The sequence below is a fragment of the Qipengyuania aurantiaca genome, assembly GCF_019711375.1.
GTDB lineage: Bacteria > Pseudomonadota > Alphaproteobacteria > Sphingomonadales > Sphingomonadaceae > Qipengyuania > Qipengyuania aurantiaca.
In genome coordinates this window covers 1,646,566-1,668,953 of the sequence record NZ_CP081295.1, presented here as the reverse complement: position 1 = coordinate 1,668,953, position 22,388 = coordinate 1,646,566, and the positions used below count along the sequence as shown (strand labels likewise).

General features: G+C 64.6%; 21 protein-coding genes and 1 tRNA gene. 8 read left to right on the top strand and 14 right to left on the bottom strand.

The window, feature by feature from the left end; all coding sequences use genetic code 11:
• Positions 1-163: 163 nt before the first annotated feature.
• Together K3148_RS08105 and K3148_RS08100 are read right to left on the bottom strand one after the other, a co-directional pair.
• Positions 164-1,105: an isopenicillin N synthase family dioxygenase gene (locus tag K3148_RS08105; protein ID WP_221424334.1), complete on the bottom strand. Its 942-nt coding sequence runs from the start codon at positions 1,103-1,105 to the stop codon at positions 164-166.
• A 14-nt stretch (positions 1,106-1,119) separates the two neighbouring features.
• Positions 1,120-2,463, bottom strand: a complete 1,344-nt coding sequence (locus K3148_RS08100) for a NupC/NupG family nucleoside CNT transporter (RefSeq protein WP_221424333.1) — start codon at positions 2,461-2,463, stop codon at positions 1,120-1,122.
• Positions 2,464-2,612: 149 nt separating this feature from the next.
• Between K3148_RS08100 and K3148_RS08095 the strand changes: the two genes are divergently transcribed.
• Positions 2,613-3,299, top strand: coding sequence for a queuosine precursor transporter (locus K3148_RS08095; protein WP_221424332.1), 687 nt, complete (start codon positions 2,613-2,615; stop codon positions 3,297-3,299).
• On the opposite strand, the gene K3148_RS08090 is transcribed toward K3148_RS08095, so the two are convergent.
• From K3148_RS08090 to K3148_RS08080, 3 genes are read right to left on the bottom strand one after another with little or no spacing between them, the layout of a single operon-like run.
• The gene (locus tag K3148_RS08090) at positions 3,296-3,811 is read right to left on the bottom strand and encodes a DUF421 domain-containing protein (RefSeq protein ID WP_221424331.1); all 516 of its coding nucleotides are present in this window, start codon (positions 3,809-3,811) and stop codon (positions 3,296-3,298) included. The genes K3148_RS08095 and K3148_RS08090 overlap by 4 nt on opposite strands.
• Before the next feature lie 32 nt (positions 3,812-3,843).
• The gene (locus K3148_RS08085) at positions 3,844-4,833 is read right to left on the bottom strand and encodes a radical SAM protein (protein ID WP_221424330.1); all 990 of its coding nucleotides are present in this window, start codon (positions 4,831-4,833) and stop codon (positions 3,844-3,846) included.
• Positions 4,830-6,245 carry a dihydrolipoyl dehydrogenase family protein gene (locus K3148_RS08080; RefSeq protein WP_221424329.1) on the bottom strand — a complete coding sequence of 472 codons (1,416 nt, stop codon included), beginning with the start codon at positions 6,243-6,245 and terminating at the stop codon, positions 4,830-4,832. Before K3148_RS08080 ends, K3148_RS08085 begins: the two co-directional genes overlap by 4 nt.
• Positions 6,246-6,333: 88 nt before the next feature.
• Here K3148_RS08080 and K3148_RS08075 point away from each other — a divergent pair, with 88 nt between their 5' ends.
• Positions 6,334-7,368, top strand: a complete 1,035-nt coding sequence (locus tag K3148_RS08075; RefSeq protein WP_247711521.1) for an SDR family oxidoreductase — start codon at positions 6,334-6,336, stop codon at positions 7,366-7,368.
• Here the strand turns inward: K3148_RS08075 and K3148_RS08070 are convergent.
• Together K3148_RS08070 and K3148_RS08065 are read right to left on the bottom strand one after the other, a co-directional pair.
• The gene (locus K3148_RS08070; RefSeq protein ID WP_247711520.1) at positions 7,365-8,081 is read right to left on the bottom strand and encodes a glycosyltransferase; all 717 of its coding nucleotides are present in this window, start codon (positions 8,079-8,081) and stop codon (positions 7,365-7,367) included. The genes K3148_RS08075 and K3148_RS08070 overlap by 4 nt on opposite strands.
• Before the next feature lie 2 nt (positions 8,082-8,083).
• Positions 8,084-8,659 carry a TIGR04282 family arsenosugar biosynthesis glycosyltransferase gene (locus K3148_RS08065; protein WP_221424327.1) on the bottom strand — a complete coding sequence of 192 codons (576 nt, stop codon included), beginning with the start codon at positions 8,657-8,659 and terminating at the stop codon, positions 8,084-8,086.
• Positions 8,660-9,121: 462 nt separating this feature from the next.
• On the opposite strand from K3148_RS08065, the gene K3148_RS08060 reads away from it, so the two are divergent.
• The 4 genes from K3148_RS08060 to K3148_RS08045 all read left to right on the top strand — a co-directional run bounded on the left by K3148_RS08060 (position 9,122) and on the right by K3148_RS08045 (position 16,515).
• Positions 9,122-12,304, top strand: a complete 3,183-nt coding sequence (locus tag K3148_RS08060) for a TonB-dependent receptor domain-containing protein (protein ID WP_221424326.1) — start codon at positions 9,122-9,124, stop codon at positions 12,302-12,304.
• Positions 12,305-12,405: 101 nt separating this feature from the next.
• On the top strand, positions 12,406-13,191 hold the full coding sequence (locus K3148_RS08055; protein WP_221424325.1) for a hypothetical protein: 786 nt from the start codon (positions 12,406-12,408) through the stop codon (positions 13,189-13,191).
• Positions 13,191-14,975, top strand: a complete 1,785-nt coding sequence (locus tag K3148_RS08050) for a tetratricopeptide repeat-containing sulfotransferase family protein (RefSeq protein ID WP_221424324.1) — start codon at positions 13,191-13,193, stop codon at positions 14,973-14,975. Before K3148_RS08055 ends, K3148_RS08050 begins: the two co-directional genes overlap by 1 nt.
• Positions 14,968-16,515 carry a tryptophan halogenase family protein gene (locus K3148_RS08045; RefSeq protein WP_221424323.1) on the top strand — a complete coding sequence of 516 codons (1,548 nt, stop codon included), beginning with the start codon at positions 14,968-14,970 and terminating at the stop codon, positions 16,513-16,515. The genes K3148_RS08050 and K3148_RS08045 overlap by 8 nt, the downstream gene beginning before the upstream one ends.
• A gap of 46 nt (positions 16,516-16,561) precedes the next feature.
• Here K3148_RS08045 and K3148_RS08040 read toward each other — a convergent pair.
• A tRNA-Lys gene (locus K3148_RS08040) sits at positions 16,562-16,637 on the bottom strand.
• 109 nt (positions 16,638-16,746) lie between these two features.
• On the opposite strand from K3148_RS08040, the gene K3148_RS08035 reads away from it, so the two are divergent.
• Positions 16,747-17,319 (top strand): LbetaH domain-containing protein, encoded by a 573-nt coding sequence (locus K3148_RS08035; RefSeq protein ID WP_247711519.1) that lies wholly within the window; start codon positions 16,747-16,749, stop codon positions 17,317-17,319.
• Here the strand turns inward: K3148_RS08035 and folK are convergent.
• The 5 genes from folK to K3148_RS08010 all read right to left on the bottom strand — a co-directional run bounded on the left by folK (position 17,285) and on the right by K3148_RS08010 (position 20,735).
• A complete protein-coding gene (gene folK / locus K3148_RS08030; protein ID WP_221424321.1) occupies positions 17,285-17,761 on the bottom strand; it encodes a 2-amino-4-hydroxy-6-hydroxymethyldihydropteridine diphosphokinase in 477 nt (158 codons plus the stop codon). The two genes, K3148_RS08035 and folK, sit on opposite strands and share 35 nt — an antisense overlap.
• Complete coding sequence (locus tag K3148_RS08025) at positions 17,758-18,195, bottom strand: hypothetical protein (RefSeq protein ID WP_221424320.1); 438 nt, start codon at positions 18,193-18,195, stop codon at positions 17,758-17,760. Before K3148_RS08025 ends, folK begins: the two co-directional genes overlap by 4 nt.
• A gap of 1 nt (position 18,196) precedes the next feature.
• A complete protein-coding gene (gene aguB / locus K3148_RS08020) occupies positions 18,197-19,060 on the bottom strand; it encodes an N-carbamoylputrescine amidase (protein ID WP_221424319.1) in 864 nt (287 codons plus the stop codon).
• A 12-nt stretch (positions 19,061-19,072) separates the two neighbouring features.
• Positions 19,073-19,834, bottom strand: a complete 762-nt coding sequence (locus K3148_RS08015; protein WP_221424318.1) for an SIMPL domain-containing protein — start codon at positions 19,832-19,834, stop codon at positions 19,073-19,075.
• A 76-nt stretch (positions 19,835-19,910) separates the two neighbouring features.
• Complete coding sequence (locus tag K3148_RS08010; RefSeq protein WP_221424317.1) at positions 19,911-20,735, bottom strand: class I SAM-dependent methyltransferase; 825 nt, start codon at positions 20,733-20,735, stop codon at positions 19,911-19,913.
• Positions 20,736-20,839: 104 nt separating this feature from the next.
• Between K3148_RS08010 and msrA the strand changes: the two genes are divergently transcribed.
• On the top strand, positions 20,840-21,376 hold the full coding sequence (gene msrA / locus K3148_RS08005) for a peptide-methionine (S)-S-oxide reductase MsrA (RefSeq protein WP_221424316.1): 537 nt from the start codon (positions 20,840-20,842) through the stop codon (positions 21,374-21,376).
• A 55-nt stretch (positions 21,377-21,431) separates the two neighbouring features.
• Here the strand turns inward: msrA and K3148_RS08000 are convergent, their stop codons facing one another.
• A complete protein-coding gene (locus tag K3148_RS08000) occupies positions 21,432-22,298 on the bottom strand; it encodes an OmpA family protein (RefSeq protein ID WP_221424315.1) in 867 nt (288 codons plus the stop codon).
• Positions 22,299-22,388: the final 90 nt, after the last annotated feature.

Sequence of the window (22,388 nt, the reverse complement as noted above, 5' to 3'; positions counted from 1 at the left end):
ATCCTTTTGTGACAGAGTCAAGACAACGGCCCGGCCAGTGTGGACGGGCCACACCAAACCTTCGGAAAATCGTTTCTTTTCAAGGATTTTTTGCTGTTGCAAAAAGCACACAGCCCCCGAAAAAGATTCGGGGGCTGTCATTTTGCATACGCCGGGGCGTGCCTCAGGCGAGATTGATCTCGCGCAGGCGCTGCATCAGATAGTCGTGGCTGGAGATCGGCTCGGGGTGATCGGCCGGGTTTTCCGGGTCGATGCACGAAGGCAGTGTCTCGATCATGTAGTCGGGCCTGAAGTGCAGGAAGAAGGGCATCGAATAGCGCGCCCGGTAGGCCGCTTCCCCATGCGGATTGACAACGCGGTGTTGGGTCGACTTCAATTTATGGTTGGTCAGCCGGTCGAGCATGTCGCCGATGTTGACCACAAGCGCGCCCTCGGGCGGCGCCACGGCCTTCCACTCGCCATCCGCGGTCAGCAGTTCGAGACCTGCCTCCTCCGCGCCCAGCAGCAGGGTGATGGTGTTGATGTCGCCATGCGCGGCGGCACGGATCGCGCCTTCCGCTTCCTCGCCTTCGAGCGGCGGATAGCGCAGCAGGCGCATTACCGAATTGCCGTCCTCGACGGTCGGAGCAAAGAACTCGCGCGGCAGGCCGAGGTGGATGGCGATCGCCTCCAGCACGCGGCCGCCGGCGGTTTCGAAGGCGGAATAGAGATCGCCGAAGGTCTGCTTGAACCCGTCGACTTCTTCCGGCCAGACGTTGTCGGCCATGTATTCGGCCAGCGGGTGGCCTTCGGGCAGCTCGCGTCCGACGTGCCAGAATTCCTTCAGGTCATGGACCTTTGCGTCCTTGGCCTTCTCGGTGCCGAAGGGCGTGTAGCCGCGCGCGCCGCCGCCGCCGGGGATGTGATAGGCTTTCTTCACATCCTCGGGCAGCGCGAAGAATTCCTTCGACAGGCTCTCCGCCTTGTCGATCAGCTCCTGCGGGATGCCGTGATCGCGAATGACGGCAAAGCCGTATTGCTGGAAACTGCGGCCGAGGTCCTCGGCAATGCTCTCAAGCGGCTGTGCCAGCGACACAACCGCGATATCGGTGTTCGAATCGGTCATAATGGCTGCGCCCTTTAATACGGAAGGAAGAGTCCTGCCAGCGCGGCGCTCATCAGGTTGGCGAGGCTGCCGGCGGCCAATGCCCGCAGGCCGAGCTTGGCGATCACCGGGCGCTGGTTCGGCGCAAGGCCGCCCGTCACCGCCATCTGGATCGCGATCGAGCTGAAATTGGCAAAGCCGCACAGCGCGAAAGTGGCGATGGCCTGGCTGCGCGCGGTCAGCGTGCCCGCCTCCATCGCGCCCAGTTCGATGAAGGCCACGAATTCGTTGAGCACGATCTTGGTCCCGAAGAGGCCACCTGCGAACTGCGCCTGGTTCCAGTCCGAAATGCCGATCATGTACATGACAGGCGCAAAGACATAGCCGAGCAGCTGCTGGAAGGTGACATCGGGATAGCCGAACCAGCCGCCGATCCCGCCGAGGATACCGTTGGCAAGCGCAACCAGCGCGACGAAGACCATGACCATCGCGCCCACGGCAACGGCGAGTTTCACACCCGTCTGCGTGCCCTGCGCGGCGGCTTCGATAACATTGGCGGGCTTGTGGCCTTCCTCGAACGTCTCGGCCACCTCGACCTCGTGCGGCTTGCCGCTTTCGGTGAGCGCGGCCGGTCCTTCGGCGCTGATGCGCGATTTCGGCAGGACGATCTCGTCCTCTGTGCCCGAAAGCTCGGCGGCGTTGCGGGCAAGTTCGCTCTCGTCGTCGGGCATGATGATCTTGGCCATCAGGATCCCGCCCGGCGCCGACATGAAGGCGGCGGCGAGGAGGAAGGGAACCGCGTCCGAACCGATGAAGCTGGCGTAGGCGGCGAGGATGGTCCCTGCGACGCCGGCCATGCCAACGGCCATGAGAGTGAACAGCCGGCTCGGCGTGAGCGCGGCGAGATAGGGCCGCACCACCAGCGGACTTTCCGACTGGCCGACGAAGATGTTCGCCGCGCTGCCCAGCGCCTCGACCTTGCTGATGCCGGTGATCCAGCCGATCGCGCCGCCGACCCAGCGCACCAGCCGCTGCATGATGCCCCAGTGGTAGAGGATCGAGACGATGGCCGCGAAGAAGACGATCACCGGCAGGGCGGCGATGAGGAAGGTGTTGGTGAAGGGGTTGGACCCCATGGGGCCGAAAATCGCCTCGATACCGACCTTGGAATAGTCGAGCAGGGCGATGACCCCGTTGGACATGCCCTGGATCATGTCGACGCCCCAGGGCGTACGCAGGACGAGCAGCGCCATCACGGCCTGCAACGCGAACGCCGCCCCGACGACGCGCAGCTTGATGCGTTTCTTGCCCGTCGACAGCAGGAAGGCGATGGCCAGGATCGCGAGGATCCCGAGAAGATTGATTACTACAGGTGGCATGCGGACCCCTTCGCAGTGCACTGGGAGCAACAAGGACTAGTTGCGGATGAAATCAGCCGCTACCTTGCGCGGCGGCCCCGATTAGTCAATTTGCGGTCGTATTTCCAGCTTCGGCTATCACCAGTCACGAAGGCACGCCCGTAATCACCATGACCGCACCGGCCAACGAAACCCGCATCCACGCCGCAACGACGCCGCTAGGCCTCTTCGTCTACACGCTCGTATATGGCGGAATGACCGTGCTGGCTGGCGTGCTGGCTTTCAAGCAGGTGCAGCTTTACCCGACCGACCTCGCGGTCGAGGCCGGCATTTTCGCCTTTCTCCTGCTGGTCGTGATCTCGAGCACCATTGCCCAGCTTTACGGAGAGAAACTGGCCAACCGGATTGTGTGGTGGGGCTTCCTGCCGCTGCTGCTGGCCGCGCTGCTGATGCAGCTTGTCCTCAACCTGCCCGCCTCTCCCGAAATGGCCGGTGGCAGGGCGGACGATCTCGCCGCTTTCGAGCGGGTCCACGCCACGATCTGGCGCGTCTGGGCGGCGGGCCCGGCGGCCTACATCGTCTCGCTCCTGCTCAACGTCTGGATCTTCTCGCGCCTGCGCGGCAATGACGAGAATACCGGCACGCTGTCGCTGATGATGCGCGGCGCGATTGCCTCGGCGCTGAGCCAGGCCATCGATTCGGTAATCTTCATCACACTCGCCTTTTACGGCCAGTTCCCCATCGGAAACCTGCTGATTGGGCAGGTGCTAGCCAAGGTCGTGCTCAGCATCGTGCTGGTGCCGTTTCTCATCACCGGCGGTGTCGCCTTCGCCAAATGGCTCGATAGCCGCCGCTAGACGGTCTTCACGTCCTCCAGGATCCGCTCGTCGAGCGTATCGCCGTGGAGGACGGACACGTCCCCGGTCGCCTCCAGCACCACGGCCTGCGCCTGGTCGAGCGAGAGGCAGTTGGCCTCGCGCATCTTGGCGATCACATCGCTTTTCGAGACGCGCGCCGAAGTCATGGCCTCTTCGCAAAAGGCGCCGTCCTTATAGAGGAAGACCGGCTGGTTCTGCATGATATCCTCGGCCGTGTCGGAGGTCTTGCGGATCTTCGAGGCGATGACCTGCACGAGGAACAGGCCGACCATGGCGGCGAGACACTGCCAGAAGGTGATCCACTTGTCGGTTGTCACCGCATTGGCGAGGACCGAACCCAGCGCAACCGTCATGACGAAATCGAAATTCGTCATCTTGGACAGCGAGCGCAGGCCGACGATCCGGATGAGGAGCGTCACCCAGACGAGGCCGATGAAGCTGAGGATGATACCGCGGGCGAGGAGGTCGAGCCAGGTTTCTTCGAAGAACATGGCCCCTCAACGGCGGGGGCGGGGATTGGCTCCTAGGCCGAACAGCTCGCCCCGCCGAGCACGCAGAAGCGCGCGCAATGCGGGTGGTTGAGCGGCACATCGCAGGATGCTTCGGCCAGCGTCTCGCCAAGGTCGAAGCCGGGATCGTACGGGATTAGCGTGCAGGCGACCACGCGCGGGGCCGCCTCGCCCTTGCGGTGCACGACCATGCGGCTGGTGTTGCACATGATGTCGGCGGGCGACTTGCCGAGGATGCCCCAGCAGGCGGTGGTGATCTCGGCGATGTCCTTGTCCGCGTCCATCTCGGGGAAGAGGACCAGCCGCGCCGGATCGCGCGCGTCGATGGCAAGGCCTTCCTTCTCGAATAGCGCCGCATAACATTCGCGCGCTTCCCGTTCGCCCTCGCCCGGCAAGAGCCGTCCAGCCACCGCGATCGAAAAGCCGTGATCCGAAAGCCAGCGCAGACCCTCGATGGCCGGCATCCAGCTGCGCGGGCCGCGCTCGCCTTCGTGCACTTCGCGCGAGTGGTGATCGAGGCTGACACGCAGGGTCAGCCGGTCGCCGTGTCGTTCGCGCAAGGCGAGCAGCGCCTCCTCGTGCCGCCGCATCGGCTTCATCGCGTTGGTGAGCACAAGCGCCTCGAAGCCCTGTTCCAGAGTGGCGGTCAGCATCGGGAGCATATCGGGGTTCATGAAGGGCTCGCCGCCGGTGAACCCGATCTCGCGCGTCTCCAGCCCTTTGGCTTCGGCGAGGAAGCGCGCTGCGTGGTCGGCGGAAAGATAGACCAGCGCGTCGTTGGTCGGGCTGCTCTCGATATAGCAGGTGGCGCAGGCCAGATTGCACAGCGTCCCGGTGTTGAGCCACAGCGTTTCCAGCCGTGCCAGCGGCACCTGCGCGCGCGGCTCGCCCTTGGCGGTTATGCGCGGATCGCTGAACTTCTCGCGCGGCAGCGGCGCGGCTTCGACCGCGAAAGGCGATGGCCCCTGCGGCGCGTTGCGAGAGATGGTGCGGGTCTTCGTCATGCGAGGCGAGCGCGCAATTTCGCCAGCGTCTGCGCCCACCATTTGGGGAAGGCGCCGAAGACGGTCGGCTCCCACGCGCTGAAGGCGGCGGCCTTGGAAATCTCGCTGCGGGTCGGATAGGCGATGATCGCCGAGCCGAGTGCGAAGGTGCTGCTCTTGCCGGTGATCGATTGCGCGAAAGGCAGCAGCAGCTCGCCCGCGTTCTTGCCCACGATGCTCGCGCCGAGCACCTTCTTGCCTTTCAGCACCAGCTTGAGGTGCCCGCGATCCTTCGCCTCCGCCAGCGAGCGTTCGTTGTCGTGGAAGGTCTCTTTGACGACCGTCACCTTGTCGCCATGCTTCTTCCGCGCCTCGGCCTCGGTCATGCCGATCTGCGCGACTTCGGGGTCGGTATAGGTGACCCAGGGCAGAGCCGACCAGTCAACCTTGGCGGGCAGGCCCAGCGTGATTTCGAGCGCGACATTCGAGCCTTCATAGCCCGAGACATGGGTCAGGCGCGGCCCCTCGCGGCAATCGCCGATGGCGTAGATGCCCTTGACCGAAGTCCGGCGGCGGTCGTCGACCGTGATGCCGCCCTTGCCCATCGCGACGCCGATCCCTTCCAGTCCCAAGCCGGTGCAATTGGCCTGCCGCCCGGTGGCGATAAGAAGGTGCGAGCCGTCGATGGTCTCGCCGCCGGTCTCGAGCCGCACGGCGCCCGCTTCGCCGCTCACACGTTCCGCACGCCCCTTCACGAAGCGCACGCCGTCTTCCTCCAGCGCCTCGCGCACCACGGCAACGCTGTCGGGATCGTCGCGGCCCAGGAGGTCGCCCGGCTCGACCACCGTGACCCGGCTGCCGAGGCGGGAGAAGGCCTGCGCCATTTCCATGCCGATGACCCCGCCACCAACGATGATCAGGTGGTCGGGCAGTTCATCGATGTCGAAGAGGTTTTCGTTGGTGAGGTAAGGCACGTCGTCCAACCCCTCGATCGGGGGGACGGCGGGCTGCGAACCGGTTGCAATCACGATCCGCGGGGCGGTGAGCGTGCGCCAGCCCACTTCCACCGATTGCGGACCCGTCACCTGCGCCCAGTCGCGAAAGACCTCGCAGCCCATTTCCTCGAACCGCTCCTCGCTGTCATGCGGGGCGATGGCGGCAATGGCGTCGTGGATGTGCTTATGCACCCCGGTCCATTCGACCTTGGGCGGCTCCAGCGTGATGCCATACCGCGTTGGCGTGCGCGCTTCGGCCGCACGGGCAGCGGCGGCGATCAGCGCCTTAGACGGCACGCAGCCATCGTTGAGGCACTCGCCGCCCATCTTGCGCGCTTCGATCAGCGCCACGCGCAATCCGAACAGCGCGCACCCACCGGCAGCGGTCAGTCCGGCAGCCCCGCCGCCGATCACGATCACGTCATGAGTGAATTTCATCGCTTGCTCCGTAACCCAAATTGCGGGAGATGCGAATGAAACTCGCAACCTTTCCTCCCCACTTCGACGGCAGGCGCACTTCGGTTACATGGCACCGACCTCTCCTTCCATGCGCATTCTCGTGACCGGCGCCGCCGGCCTTGTCGGCGGCGAGGTCTGCGTGGGCCTGCTCGAAGCGGGGCACAGCGTGACCGGCCTCGTCCACAAGAGCCCGACCGTGCGCGCCAACGATGGTAGAGCGGTGCCTGTGGATACACTCGCGGGCGATGTCTCGCAGCCCCGCTTCGGGTGGAGCGAGGCGCATTTTGCCGAAGGCGCCGCCGCGCACGACCTCCTCATCCACTGCGCCGCCACTGTTCGCTTCGACCTGTCGGAAGCCGATTACGAGGCGGTCAATGTGCGCGGCGTCGCCCATGCGCTGGCGCTGGCCGAGGCGGGCGGCATGGGCTTCCTCCATGTCTCGACCGCCTATGTCTGCGGCGCGCGCGACGGGGTGATCGGCGAGGACGATACTCTTCCCTTGGAGGGCTTCGCCAATGGCTATGAGGCGAGCAAGGCGGCGGGCGAGCGGCTGGTGCGAGACAGCGATCTCGACTGGGCCATAGCGCGTCCTTCCATCGTCGTCGGCGAACACGAAAGTGGCCGCATCCGCCAGTTCGACACCACTTACGCCGCTTTCAAGCTGATCGCGGAAGGCCGCGTGCGGCACATGCCGGCGCGCGAGGGCGCGACGCTGGACTTCGTACCCATCGACCACGTCGCTGGCGGGATCGTCGCGCTGGCCGGCCGGATGAAGGAGGCGGCGGGCGGCACCTTCCACCTCGTTTCGGGCCAGCCGCTGCCGGTGGCCGATTTCACCGGTGCCATCGGCGCCTATCCGCATTTCCACGAGCCCGAACTGGTCGCGCCCGAGGCCTTCGATCCGGCCACCCTCCCCGCGCTGGAGCGGCGCCTGTTCCGCCGCGTGGCGGGGCTCTACGCCAGCTATTTCCAGCGCGACCCGCATTTCACGGACGAGGCGTTCCGCGCGCTGACGGGCCTTTCCTGCCCGCCGACCGGACAGGCCTATATCCGCCGCCTGATCGATCACTGCATCGAGGTGGGGTTCCTACCCGCCGACTAGCGCACGTCGGGATAGTGGCGCGCCATGCGGCTGCGCAGCCCGAAGGCCCAGAGCATGCCGACCTTGAAATAGATCCAGTTCGCCTTGAGCGGGCCCCATGCCGCGATGCGCCGGTCCGAAGTGATGACACGGCGCGGGACCATCTTTACCCGCCCCAGCCGTGCCAGCTTCACGCACAGATCCGCCTCTTCCATTACCGCATCGCCCGGCGTGCAGCCGCCGACTTGCAGGAAATCGGCGCGGCGGAAGAACATCGCGTGGTCGCCGAAAAGCAGCCGGACGCCACGCAAGAACAGATGCGGCCGTGTGATCAGCGGGGCGTACCAGGTCTTGGCCCAATTATGGATCGTGGTGCCCCAGCGGGTCTTGTCCGGCCCCCGGATGACGGGTGTGAAACTGGCGAGCGCAATACGCCGGTCGGCCAGCGTCTCCTCGATCACCCGCACCATGTCAGGAGGCGGCAGCGTGTCGGCATGGACCACGCAGACGATCTCACCTTCTGCCTTGTCGACACCGAGATTGATCTGCCGCGCGCGTCCTTTTTCGCACGTCAGCACCTGCCAGCCCGCTTCGCGCGCAATGGCGCAGGTCGCGTCCGTGCTGCCGCCATCGACGAGCAGGATTTCCTCAGGTGGCGGGTCTAATTCCGCGAGGGTCGACACCAGCGCATGCAGAGCCCGCTCCTCGTCGAGCGTCGGGATGAGCAGCGTCACGCTCACTGGAATTCGGGCCAGCTGGCGAGGTCCTCGCCCGTGTCGATATCGGCAAGTTCGGGCAGGATTGCGGGGCCGTAGCCCTCGGCGGCCAGCCGAGCGAGGGTTTCGGTGAAGACGCGCGGCGTGCTCCACTCCATATCGGCGAATACAAAGGGGACAGGCTCGCGATAGCCGATGAGGTAATAGCCGCCATCGGTCGCCGGGCCGATCACCACGCGGCGGTCATCGAGCGCCTCGGCTGCCGCCTGCAACAGCGCGGGCGTGATCCCCGGGCAATCGCTCCCGATTATCAAGGCAGGCGAAGGCACACGCGCCATGCGGGCGCCGAGATCGCCCTCGCCCTGCTCCGCGACGGCGATATCCTCGCCGAACAGCTGGCGGAACGCCGCCTCCTCTCCGCCCGTCACCCGCAGTTCGAAGGCGAGCCCGCTAGCCCTTGCGACCTCCACCGTCTGCGCCAGCAGCCGCGCATAGACCCGCGCCGCCCCCTCCTCGCCCAAGGCAGGGATCAGCCGCGTCTTGACCTTGCCCGGTACGGGAAGGCGCGCGAAAATGGAGAGCTGCGGTTCAGCCATAGCGGGTCTGCGGTATAAGCCTCTCGGTCTGCTCGGAAACCCTGTGGAATTGGCGGTGGCGAGGCGCGAGTCAAGGATCTCGCGCAATTGGTATCGGGACGGGTCTGCTCGGCCAAAACTCATGCTGATGGGTTTGAGCGCGGTGGCATCGAGGCAAACCAGGACCTTGCCGCTGCGTGCTGCCGACCGCCTTCCCATGGCAGATGCGCCACATGCTGCCGAGCTGCCAAAAGCGCGCGAATCCACGGGCAAACGACATTTTGCGCGTCAGTCGGGGCCGCCACGGAGCGAATTGTTGCAAATTTGCAGCGCCCCATAACAAAAGACAAAACACGCGGACCTTTGCCTTGCGACTACGCCGGACTGCGGCAGTAATGGCGGAATTCAGGCGTGCGGGGAAGCGCGCCTTATTTTTGGGAACTGCCCGCCGGTAGGACCGGCCAATTTAGGGGGTCAGACTTAATGAAAATCCGCCCGTATTCCAGCACCCGCAATGTCTCGCGCCTCCTGGCCGGGTCGGGTCTGGCAACCATTGCCATGACGCTTGCGTCGCCTGTTGCTGCCCAGGACGGCTCGGTCGTCAATGACGGCGCACAGGAAGAGCAGGAAGAAGTCGTAAGCGTCGACAACGAGCCGACTGTCGCGACCGACGCGCAGACGATCACCGTCACCGGTTCGCGCATCCGTCGCAGCGAAGCGACCAGCTCGGCGCCGCTGCAGATCATCGATCCCGACATCGCGCGCCGCACGGGTGCGACCGACACCGCCGAGATCGTCCAGAATTCGCCGATCGCCAACGGCTCCTCGCAGATCACCTCGGCCATTTCGGCCAACGCGGTTGCCAACGGCGGCCAGGGCGCCGAAACGGTCTCGCTGCGCGGCCTCGGTGCCGAGCGTACGCTGGTCCTGCTGAATTCGCGTCGCGCCGGTCCGGCCGGTACGCGCGGCGGCGTTTCGTCGTTCGACCTCAACGTCCTACCTTCCTCGATCGTGGAATCAGTGGAGATTCTCAAGGACGGCGCCTCCTCGATCTACGGTTCGGACGCCGTTGCCGGGGTTGTGAACATCCTCACGAAGCGTTCGACCGACGGCCTCGAAATCGACGGTTCGGTAACCCTGCCGTTCGAAAGCGGCGGCGAAATCTTCCAGGGCAGCCTTGCCTGGGGCAAGGAATTCGATCGCGGCCACATCATGTTCGCCGGTGAATTCTATCGCCAGAACGAACTGGAACGCCAGGATCGCGATTACCTCGATTGCGACTACGACTACCTCTTCCGTACCGAAGACGGCGACGAGCGCGTCGACCTGATCGACCCGCGCACCGGTGAACTCGCCTGTAACGGCACCACCTGGGGCCACGTCTGGGCCTATTATCCGAACAACGTCCCGCGCACGAACTCGCCTTCGGTGCTGATGCAGTACAGCTATGGCGACGACGATCTCGGCCGCTTCGTGCCGGCCCCGGGCCCGGTGACCGGCCTCTTCGACATCTCGGCCCCTCCGGGCTGGTTCCCGGTCGCTTTCTGGAGCCCCGAATCACAGGGCGTAACCAACCGCTACAGCCCGATCGAACAGCGCGACTCGGTGATCCCCGAAACGGATCGCTACACCGCCTATGTCGAAGGTTCGTTCGCGCTCAGCGATTCGATCGAAGCCTATGCAGAAGGCCTCTTCAACCGTCGCCGCACCTACGTCGATAGCCACAGCCAGTTTTACAACTTCGGGCTTTCCGGCCTCTACTACGCTGAAGGCGACCCGGACGATCCGTTCCCCGGCTGGAACGGCAACATCCAGTTCCTGAGCCCGACCGGCATCCTCGACAATTACGACAACGAAATCGAAGTCGACTATTATCGCGGCGTCCTCGGCTTCCGCGGCGATCTGAGCGACTCGATCGGTTTCGACATCCACGGTCAGTACAGCCGTTCGGATGGCGATTACACGATCGACCAGATCCTGCAGGACGTGATCAGCCAGCAGACCGACCGTGCCTACGGCTACGGCTGCGCGGGCCTCGTCACGCCGATCAGCGGTCGTCAATGTCTCCAGCTCAACTGGGTCGATCCGCGCGTCATGGCCGGCGATCTCACGCCGGAAGAAGAAGCCTATCTGACCGAAACCGAAACCGGCAACACGCTCTACACGCAGGCCTTCATCGAAGCCTCGATTGCCGGCGAACTGTTCGACATGCCGGCAGGCACGGTCGGTTTCGCAGCCGGTGCGGTCTACCGCCGGGATACGATCAACGATCTTCCGGGCCACGTCACTTACGCGCCCAATCCGGACTTCGATCCAACCCTGTCGGAAGACGATCCGGATTACGAACGCCCGTTCATCGACAACGCTTTTGCGAACCCGTTCTCTTCGGGCAACACGGTTGGCCGTCGCGACACGTCGGAAGCCTTCGTCGAAGTCGAAGTTCCGCTGCAGCGCGACAAGCCGCTGGTGCAGGAACTCACGATCTCGGCATCGGCTCGTATCACAAACGTGAATTCGGTCCGTGATTCCGATGGTTTCGAAGATTCCGATAACGGCAACATCACCTACAAGCTGCAGGGCAACTGGCAGGTCAACGACTGGCTCCGCTTCCGCGGCACCTATGGCACCTCCTACCGCGCTCCGGCGCTGTTCGAGCTGTTCCTTGCCGACCAGGTCAGCGGTGCTCGCCAGACGATCGACCCTTGCGTCAACTGGGGTGATGCGCTGGCGAACGGCGCCATCACCCAGCGGATCGCGGACAACTGTGCAGCAGAAGGCCTCGCTCCGGACCGGACCGGTGCAGGCATTCAGGTCTCGGTCTTCACTTCGGGCGGTGTTGGCGTTCTCGAATCCGAGACGTCGCGCGCCATGACGGCAAGCACGATCCTGACGCCCTACATCGGCCCGAACTCGGATCTCGCCCTGACGATCGACTACTTCGATATTAAGGTAAAGGACGAGATCGCCCAGCTGACCGCAGCGAGCATCCTGCGCAACTGCTACGATTCGGAAGACTTCCCGAACAGCACGTTCTGCCAGCTGTTCGAGCGTGGTCAGGACGGCGATCCGACCAACATCCGCAGCGTGCGTCGTGCGTTCATCAACGTCGACGAACAGCTGAACCGCGGTATCGACTTCACGCTGCGTGCCAGCCATGATTTCGGTAGCGCCGGCCGTCTGTCGCTCCTTGCGCAATCGACCTACCAGTTGGAAGACACGATCAACCGTCTCGGCGAGTTCGATGACTACAACGGCGACGTCGGCGATCCGAAGTTCACCGCCGATATCAACCTGGTCTATGACTACGAAGGTTGGTCGCTGCTTTATGGCATGGACATCATCGGCGCTTCGTCGAGCGAGGAAGACTACATCGAAGACTTTGGCGTGCTCTGCCGCACTCCCGAGACAAGCGAATTCGCCGAATTCGTCTATCTCGGAGATTACTGTGTGCGTCCGCGCACCGACGCGGTGTTCTACCACAACCTGTCGCTGACGAAGGAATTCGCCGACCGGTTCGTGATCACCGCCGGTGTGTCGAACCTGCTCGACACGCGTCCGCCGGAAGTTTCGGGCATCACGACGATCGGTGGCGCCACGCCGCTGTTCGCTTCTCAGTACGACTGGCTCGGCCGCCGCGCCTTCGTGCGCGCTGGCATCAAGTTCTAAGGCCGATCGGTCTGGACGAAAAGGGGGGCGGGGCCGCGAGGCTCCGCCCCTTTTCTTATGGCTCCCTTGCACTTTTGGCCTGCCCCCTTAAGCCCTCTGCCATGCAAACGATCACCGTAAAGCCGGACAATCTCGACGAGAGGAACCGCGAGTTCGTCCAGCGCGAACTGGCCCAGCCGCTCTTCCTCAACAGCCTGCCGAAATCGGGCAGTCACTTGCTGCGCAACATCATCCGCATGTTCGTGCCCGTCGAGCAGCACTACTCAGCGGACTTCATCCAGTTTGCGAACCTGCAAAAGCATCTTGCGGCTTTCGACGGGCCACCAGCCAAACTGAGCTGGGGCCATCTGTTCTTCGCCGAAATCTCGGCGGCGACGACGGGTGCCGCGCGCCGGATCCTCCTGGTGCGCGACCCTTACGACTGGGTCCTTGCCGTGGCCCGCTTTATGCTGTCCGACGAATTCCAGGGCGATCTCGATGTGCTCAAGCGGGCGCCCCTGACCGCCGAACAGCTTCTTAATATCGTTATCTTCGGCATGCCGCGCAAAAGCCCCGGCCTGCATGAGACCTATCTCTTCAACGCAGTTGCCTGGCTGGGCACGGGGGTTCACCTCGTTCGCTTCGAGGAACTGCGCGACGCCGTTCGCAATCTCGATACGCCAGCCGCCGAGGACTATTTCACCGGACTGCTCGAAGCATGCGGTATCGCCAAGCCGGACGACTGGCGCGAACGCGTGGCCATCGGCGCCGATCGCGGCCAGAGCGGGACCGCGCGCGAAAACCTCACCATCAGGGGTGTCCGCATTCCGGACGAACTGCCGCAAATCCAGAAGGACATTGTGGACCTCGTCTCGCCCAAGCTGCGCGGCATATTGGGATACGCATAATGGCGCAGGAGCCAAACACCCGGATCGCTCCCGGATCGCTCGACGAAGCGATCGCCAGGGGTGAGGAATTGCTAGGGATCGACGCGAATGCCGCGCTCCAGCAAGCGCAGGTGATCTTGCGGAAGGATGGACGAGAACCGCGCGCCCTGCGGATTGCGGCCGCCGCGCACCGCGCGCGCGGGGAACACCAATACGCTGCGCGCGCCGAACTCGTCGCGCTCGAGGAGGGGCGCCGCTACCCCGTCCTCCAGCAGGCCGCAAAGGCCCTCGCCGAAGGTGATTTCGCCCGCGCGAGCGAGCTGGCCGCGCAGCATATCCGTGCCTTTCCCAAGGATCTCGCCGGGCTCACCCTGTCGGCCGAGAGCGCGCTCGGGATCGGCCTGACCGACAAGGCGATCCCTCTCTTGCGCGCGGTCCTTGAACGTGCGCCCGGTTTCGGCCATGCCCGCGTTCTTCTGGTCAACGCCCTGATGCTGTCCGACCAGCTGGTGGACGCGCGCAAGGAGCTTGATTTCCTGCTCGCCTCGGCACCCGACAACCGCTCGCTCCTCGCGCTCAGCAATCGCCTTTCCAACGGGGCGGGTAATTTCGAAGCCTGCGTGCGCACGACGGAGCGGCTGCTGACCCTCGAGCCGAAATCTCCCGACCTTCACGCCGATCACGCCGATGCGCTGCGGTTTTCCGGGCGGCGCGAAGAAGCCCTGGAAGCCTACCGCCGGGCGCTCGAGCTGGCGCCCGATCACGCGCGAAGCTGGTGGAGCATGGCGGACCTCGACGCGTCCTCGATCACCGATGCCGATGTGTCGACCCTGCGAGATCTCCTTGCTAGCCAAAGCATCCCGGCGGAGGCGAAGACCAATCTCCATTTCGCGCTCGCCATCGCGCTGCACGCGCGCGGGGAGCATGACGAGGCCTTTGCCCAATTCGCCTCCGGAAACGCCGTGCGCGCCAAGCAGGAATCGCATTCGGCAAGCCAGTTCCATGCCCGCATGATGGACCAGCTTGAACGGCTTCGCGTGCCCGGCGGACTGCCCAGCGCTGCTGCCGGAAGCAAGCCGGTTACGCCGGTCTTCATGGTTGGCATGCCCCGCGCAGGCTCCACACTGCTGGAGCGCATGCTTGCGCAAAGCCCCCGCGTGGAAGCCTTGGGCGAATTGCAGATCATCCCGCACATGGTCAAACGCCTCGAACTCACCAAAGGCAGCGAGAAGCTCAACGAAGTGATCGCGGATTTGTCGCCCGAAACCCTGGCTGCGCAGGGCAAGTGGTATTGCGAGCGCATGGCCGAAGCGATGCGACCCGACGCCGATCTCGCGATCGACAAGATGCACATGAATTGGCGGCACCTCTCGCTCATCCTGCGCGCCATGCCCGAGGCGCGGATAATCGACATTCGCCGCGATCCGATGGACTGCTGCTGGTCGAACTACCGCACGCTGTTTTCGAAGGGCCATGCTGCTTCGAACAATCTGCACGACATCGGACGTTTTTACCGCACCTATGTCGAGTTCACCGACGGAATGCGCGAAGCCTTCCCGGACCGGATCATGCTGGTGCGCTACGAGGAACTGGTCGATGAGCCCGAGTCGGTCCTGACCGGAGTCGCCGGTTTTCTGGGCATCCCTTACGAGGACAGCATGCTCGACTTCCACCGCTCCAACGCACCGGTAGCGACCGCGAGTTCGGAACAGGTTCGCCAGCCTCTGAATCGACGCGGCATCGGTTCCTGGCAAACCTATGCCGACCACCTCGCCCCCTTGCGCGAGGCCCTGGGCGATGACTGACGCCAGACGCGGCACAAGGCCCATCCGCAAGCTGCTGATCGTGGGAGGCGGGTCGGCCGGCTGGATGGCCGCGGCCTTTTTGTCGAGGGCGCTGGGCCGGACTGTCGCAATCGAGCTTGTCGAAAGCGACGACATCGGCATCGTCGGTGTTGGCGAAGCGACGATCCCGCCCATCCGTGAATTCAACCGGCTGGCCGGAGTCGACGAGGCGGAATTTCTCCGCGCCACCGATGCCACGTATAAGATCGGCATCCAGTTCGAGAACTGGGGACGCCAGGACGAGCGCTACATTCACGCCTTCGGGCATACGGCGCAGGAACTGGATGCGCTGGTCCCGCTTCATCACTGGTGGCTGTTGGGACGTGAGGCCGAGAGTAGCGGTTATCCGAAGTGGGAAGACATGTTCCTCGGGCGTGTGGCAGCCGACGAGAACCGTTTCGCGATCGATCAGCGACCGGGCAGCGAGCTGTCGCGCCTGCTTCCCCACGCCTACCATTTCGATGCGCTTGCCTATGGCCGTTATCTTAGAAGCCTCGCGGAAAGCCGAGGGGTAATGCGGACGGAAGGCCGGATCGCCCATGCCCACCGCAACGGCGAAAGCGGCGACATCACGCAGGTGGCACTGGAGGACGGTCGCGAGCTGGCGGCCGACTTCTTCATCGACTGCTCTGGGTTCCGCAGCCTGCTGCTTGGGGACGCCATGAAAGAGGAGTTCGACGACTGGTCGAACTACTTGCCCGCCGACTGCGCGGTGGTGGTCCAGACCGATCCCGCCAGCGAAGCCATCGCTCCCTTCACGCGGGCCATTGCGCACGAGACCGGGTGGCAGTGGAATATTCCGCTCCAGTCACGAACCGGCAATGGCCACGTCTATTCGAGCCGCTTTTCAAGCGATGAGGACGCGCTCGCACGATTTCTCGCCAATCTCACGGGGACACCAAAGGGTGAGCCGCGCGTCCTGCGTTTCGCCACCGGACGCCGCCGCAATCCTTGGTCGGGCAACGTCCTCGGCCTTGGCCTTGCCGCAGGGTTTCTCGAACCTCTGGAATCAACCAGCATCCATCTGGTCCAATCGGGTCTGGAGCGTTTCGTGAAGCTGTTTCCAGGGCATGCAGGAGCGAGCCGCGAGCGTGATCACTTCAATCGCCAGTCCGAAGCGGAATGGCTGCAGGTTCGCGATTTCATCATCGCGCATTACAAGGTGACGCAGCGGCAGGATTCGGAATTCTGGCGCCATTGCGCCGCGATGGAGGTCCCCGACAGCCTCGCCGCGAGCCTCGATCTCTGGCAGGCGCATGGAAGCCTCGCCATCGACGGCGGCCACCTGTTCCAGCAGACCTCGTGGACCTCGCTGCTCATCGGCCAGAACCTGCTTCCGGATTCACCGCACCCGCTCACCGCGCGCGCCGATGCGGGGGCAATCGCCTCTCGGATCGCCCACATCGCGCAATCGCTGCGCCAGAGCGGCGCGCGCCTGCCCGACCACCGGCGCTTCATCGAGCAAGCGAGCGGAGTGTCCGGGAACCCGGCCCCGGCATAAATGAAAATTTTGGAAGATCACACATCACGCGGGGGAGGTGCGAAGGTGGTGAGCCGTGCTGGGTTCGAACCAGCGACCTACTGATTAAAAGTCAGTTGCTCTACCGACTGAGCTAACGGCCCGACCACGCCCGCCACCTAGGGAGGTGATCGGGAGCGGTCAAGCGTGGTTTGGCTTGCTTTTGCACCTGCGCGGCAATTAGGCGTGGTTGGCTAGGGAAAGGTGGGGGCAATGGAGCCGCTCGACGCGCGACAATCGAAGGCCGGCAGCGGGGGCCCCTCCTTTTCGCTGGGCAACCGGCTGGCGCGGGCCGTGTGGATGGCGGCCTGGCTCGTGCTCGCGCGCTGGACGCCGCCGCCGCTCCACGGCTGGCGGGCGCTGGTGCTGCGGCTGTTCGGGGCGAAGCTGGGCGAAAATGTGCGGGTTCACGCGAGCGCGCGGATCTGGCATCCCGCTAATCTGGAGCTCGGCGACAACGCGCTGATCGGTCCCGGCGCGATCCTCTACAACCAGGGACGAATTTCGATCGGCGCCGACAGTGTTGTTTCCCAGCGTGCGCATATCTGCGCCTCAACCCATGACACCTCCGACACCCATTTTCAGCTCGTCCTGCGCCCGGTCAACATTTCGAAACGTTGCTGGGTCGCCGCCGAGGCCTTCGTCGGGCCGGGTGTCACTATGGGCGAAGGGGCGGTGCTCGCGGCGCGCGGGACATTGTTCGAGGATGCGGAAAGCTGGACGATCTACCGCGGCAACCCCGCCACCGAAGTCAGGAAACGCGCGCTGCGATCTGACGCAGGGTGAGGCCGGTCACCGGATCGCGCCAGTCGGCGGCGACGCGCGCGGCGGGGCCGGCCACGAAGTCGCGCTGCCGGAAGAGGGGATGCGGGATCGTCAGCTGTGGCGAGAGCCAGGCCCCGCCGCTCCACAAGACGATATCGAGATCGAGCGGCCGCCCGCGCCAGCGGCTCCCGCGACGCTTGCGTCCAAACTGGCGTTCGAGGGCCTGCAATTCGTCCAGCATGGTTTCGGGATCGTGGGGCGTTTCGACCAGCGCCGCCCCGTTCGCATAGAGGCGCTGCGAAGGGCCGACCGGACGGCTGCTTATAATGCGCGAGGCTGCAATGACTTCGATCTCCCGCTCCGCCATCGCATCCAGCGCCGTCGCCAGCACGCGGCGTGGGTTGCCGATACCGGGCACGCGCATGTTCGAGCCGAGCGCGAGGATGTAACGGTGGACGGTCACGCGTCACCCCCGAACACGTCGTTCCCGGCCGGTTCTGCCGAGAAAGCGCCCAACACCACGCGGCGCTGGCGCTTGACCAGCCCCGAGGTCTCCAGCGTGAAGGGCACGCCGATATCGGCCGAGTAATTCGGCGCGCGCAGCCGCACTTCGAGCGCGCGCTCCTGCTGGCGCATGCGGACGATGGCCGAAGCCTCGATCCGGCCGTCTTGCGCCCGGGGCTTCAGCAATTGCCCCATCCGGTCGGCGGGGCCGCGCGAGGTATCGGTCACGCCTGTCTCCAGCACCGCGACCGCCTGGATCGTGCCGCCGGGGCGCAGTTCGAAAACGAGCGGGTGGAAATGCCCGTCCTTCTCGACCCTTCCGATGGCGGCCTCGAGCGCGGCAGTGAAGAGCCGGTCGAGCTGGTCCTGAGTGATGGCGCGACCCGATCCCAAGCTAGATATCCTCGCAGATCCGCCCGTAGAGCTGCGGCCTGCGATCGCGGAAAAAGCCCATCCCGGCCCGGTGCTTGGCCGCGCGGTCGAGGTCGAGCGTCTGCACCAGCACGCCGCTGTCGGAGGCGCCGTATTCCTGTGTCAGATCGCCCCATTCGTCGCTGATGAAGCTGTGGCCGTAAAAGCTCTGCTGGCGGTCGGCGGGGCCTTCGTGGCCGATGCGGTTGGCTGCGCAGACGGGCATGCAGTTCGACACCGCATGGCCGATCATCGCGCGCCGCCACATACGGCTGGTGTCGAGGTCTGCGTCGTAAGGCTCAGAGCCGATCGCGGTCGGATAGAACAGCACTTCGGCGCCCTTCAGCGCCATGACCCGCGCGCATTCTGGATACCACTGGTCCCAGCAGATGCCGACGCCGATGCGTGCGCCGAACACGTCCCACACCTTGAAGCCGTCGTTGCCGGGGCGGAAATAGTATTTTTCCTCGTAACCCGGGCCATCGGGAATGTGGCTCTTGCGATAGGTGCCCATAATCTCGCCATCGGGGCCGATCATGGCGAGCGTGTTGTAATAGTGATGCCCGTCGCGCTCGAAGAAGCTGGTCGGGATGGCCACGCCGAGCTTCCCGGCAAGCTCCTGCATGGCGCGCACGCTCGGGTCTTCGGCCAGCGGGCGGGCGCGGGCGAAAAGCTCTTCCTCCTCCTCGCGGCAGAAATAGTCGCCGGCGAAGAGTTCGGGCGGCAGGATCACCTGCGCGCCCTTGCCCGCGGCCTCTTCCACTAGCGCGCCCACGGCGGCAATATTGTCGGCCTCGTCAGCCCGCGCGAGGGCGAGCTGCAGGACGGAAACGCTAAGTTCTCTCATGGGAGAGGAGCGTTATTTCTCCTTCAGCGCGAAGTCCACCTGGATATAGACTTGGCTGCGGCTGGTGCCGATCATCATGCCGGGCGAGGACTGCTGTGTCCGAATGGGCGGAGGCGGCGCTACCGGCGGCGGAGGGGCGGCAACTTCTGCGGCCATTTCGTTCATGGCCTGTGCTCCGCGCAGCCATTGCCGCCCCTGCTGCCCACCCGCATCGCGGATGTAGAGCACGCGGCTGATCTCCATGCCTGCCGCTTCGGCATAGGCCTCGGCGCGGCCCCGGGCGGCCTTGTAGGCATCGGCATAGGCGATGTTGGCGACCTCTTCGGGATCGCTCATGGTGAGGCTGGGACCGGACAGGACATTGGCCCCGGCCTCGGTCACCGCCGAGACGGCAGCGCCCGCACGATCGGGATTGTCCATCGTGACTTCGAACACATTGCTCGCCTGGTACTGGCCCTTGCGGTCGCCCCAGTCGATCCGACGCACCGAGACGTTCTGCGTCTGGATATCGTCCTCCTCGACGCCCAGTTCGCGCAAAGCCGCGACGATTTCCGCGATCTTCTCGGCATTGGCCTCGCTCGCCGCCTTGGCGCTGCGCGAATAGGTCTCGATACCGGCGTTGAACTGCGCGCGGTCGGGTCGGCTTTCGGCCTGCCCGCTGGCGCTGACGGAAAGCAGCGTCTCGCCATGATCGACACCGCGAACCTCGTCGCTCCGGTCGGCGCAGGCGGCGAGAGCCAGCGGGGCGGAAGCGGCCAGAATCAGTTTATGCATGAAAAATCCCCTCGATGTAACACTATTACATCGAGGGGATTGGCTGTGTTCAGATGAACGCTGGCTGACGAAGCGGTCAGTCGGCCTTCTTGAAAAGCAGCGTCATCCGGTCGCTTTCGCCGATCGCTTCGTAGCGCGCGCGGTCCTCGTCACCGAACTGGAGGACGGGAGGCAGGGTCCACACGCCGCGCTCCCAATTGGCGGGATCGCGCGGATTGGCGTTGATCTCGCTTTCGGCGGCCAGTTCGAAACCGGCAGCCTCGAAGATCGCCACCACGTCCTCGGTGCGCATATAGCCGCGCTGGCGGGCGCCGTAATCGTCATAGCTCGCACCCTTCGGAGCGCGGTGCTGGACCACGCCGACCATGCCGTCGTCCTTCAGCATCATGCGCGCCGCCTTCAGCACTGTATCGGCCTCGTTGCCCATGTTGAGGCCATGCATCGAGCGGAAGATCAGCACGCGGTCGACCGTGCCGGCAAGCTCTTCGGGCATCTCGTCGATCTCGAAGGCGGTCACATTGGCTGCGTTCACGCCGGCCATTTCGCCCACGCTCGTAGTGAAACGCTCGGTCCAGCTCTTGGCGCGCGCTTCCTGCGCGCGGTCGCGATAGTCCTGCCCGTCGCTATCGGGTTGGAACGCAATGTAGCGGCCGGCGGGCGAGATATAGGGCGCTAGCACACGGGTGTACCAGCCGCCGCCAGGGCCGAACTCGGCCACGGTCATGGTGGGCTCGACACCGAAGAAGTCGAGCGTCTGTTCGGGGTGGCGGTACTGGTCGCGCGCGCGATCGTCGTCGCGCAGGTCCGCCTCGAGAACCTCGCCGATAGTCGGCACATGATCGTCGGCGGCAAGCGGCGATGCCAGCAGGGCGGTCGCGGCGGCGGCAAGCAAAAAGCGCATAGTTCTGTCTCCCCTTGTGAAACGATTGCTGCCCTCCTGCCTGTGCGCGCAGGCGATGACAAGCGTGCCTGCGCTTCCTACATGGCCGGGCAAAGGAGAAAGACATGGCTCAGGAACAGGTTATCGTCGCGGGCGGGTGCTTCTGGTGCACCGAGGCGGTGATGAAGGACGTGATCGGCGTCACCGGCGTCGAAAGCGGCTATATCGGAGGCGACCAGCCCAACCCGACCTACAAGGAAGTCTGCACCGGCAACACCGGCCACGCCGAGGGTGTGCGCGTGACCTATGATGCGGACCAGATCAGCCTCGATCAGATCCTCGACGTGTTTATGGGCACGCACGATCCGACCCAGCTCAACCGGCAGGGCAACGATATCGGCACGCAATATCGCAGCGCCATCTTCCCCGCCGAAGACCAGCGCGAGGCCGCCGAAGCGGCGATCGCCCGCTGGAACGAGGAGCATCCCGGCCAGAGTGCGGTGACGACGATCGAAACCGGCGAATGGTATCCGGCAGAGGATTACCACCAGGAATACTGGGAAGGCGAAGGCCAACGGAACCCCTATTGCCTCGCGGTCATCCCGCCCAAACTGATGAAGCTCAGGAAGAGCTTCCAGAAATATCTCAAGGACGACGCGTAACAAAAAAGGGGCGGCCCGCTAAAGGCCGCCCCTTCTTTTTGTCCTGTGGTCAGGCTCAGCCTTCTTCGGTGGCCTTGCTGACGAGGATGTTCACCGAAACGCGGCGGTTCTGCGCCTTGCCTTCGGGCGTGCTGTTGTCGGCCGCCGGGTCCGATTCGGACATGCCGGTCGGGGTCAGCATGCGCCAGGGCTGCCAGCCGCACTTCTGCTGCAGGTAGTTCACGACGCGGCCTGCACGGCGCTCCGAGAGGACCTGGTTGTAGTCTTCGTCACCGTCCGAATCGGTGTAGCCGACGACGAGCAGGAGGGCGTTGTCCATTTCCTGCGCCTGCGAAGCGATGTCGCAGATCTCGCGCTGGCCTTCAGGCGAAATCGCCCACTTGCCGCTGTCGAAATAGACGTTGGTCACGCCGCGGACGTTGTACTGGTCGATGTTCGCCATGCGGCCACGCAGCGCTTCGGCGGCAGCGGCGTTGGCGTCGATGTCGGCGCGGTGTTCGGCGAACTGCTGCTGCGTTGCGCCGCGGATCATCGCTGCGGTTTCGAGATCCGAAGCCTTCAGCTTCACCTGCTTGGCGACGAGGCCGCCCTGGAACTGCAGGGTTTCGACTTCTACCGGCAGGCCGTTGATCAGCTGGCTGGTGCGCAGCGTCTTGCTGCCGAGGCCGAGGAAGCCGCCAGTGGCCTTAACTTCGGTGCCTTCGTCGACGATGATCGTCGTGTTCTGGCCGTTTTCCATCGTCACCTGAATCTTGTCGCCGCTGCGCGCGGTGATGATGCCTTCGACTTCCGGACCTTCGGTCAGGGCCGAACCATAGACGTCGATGTCGGTGTTGTCCTGGGCGGCGACCGGAGCTGCCAGCGGCAGGGCCAGGGCGGAAAGCAGGAGGGGGATACCTGCGGTCTTCGTAAATGCAGTCACTTGGGGATACTCCTAGATAATGCGACGCCGGATGAGGGGGGTAACGGCATCATGTCCGGTCGCCCGGGGGATGGGCTGGTCCGGTTATGG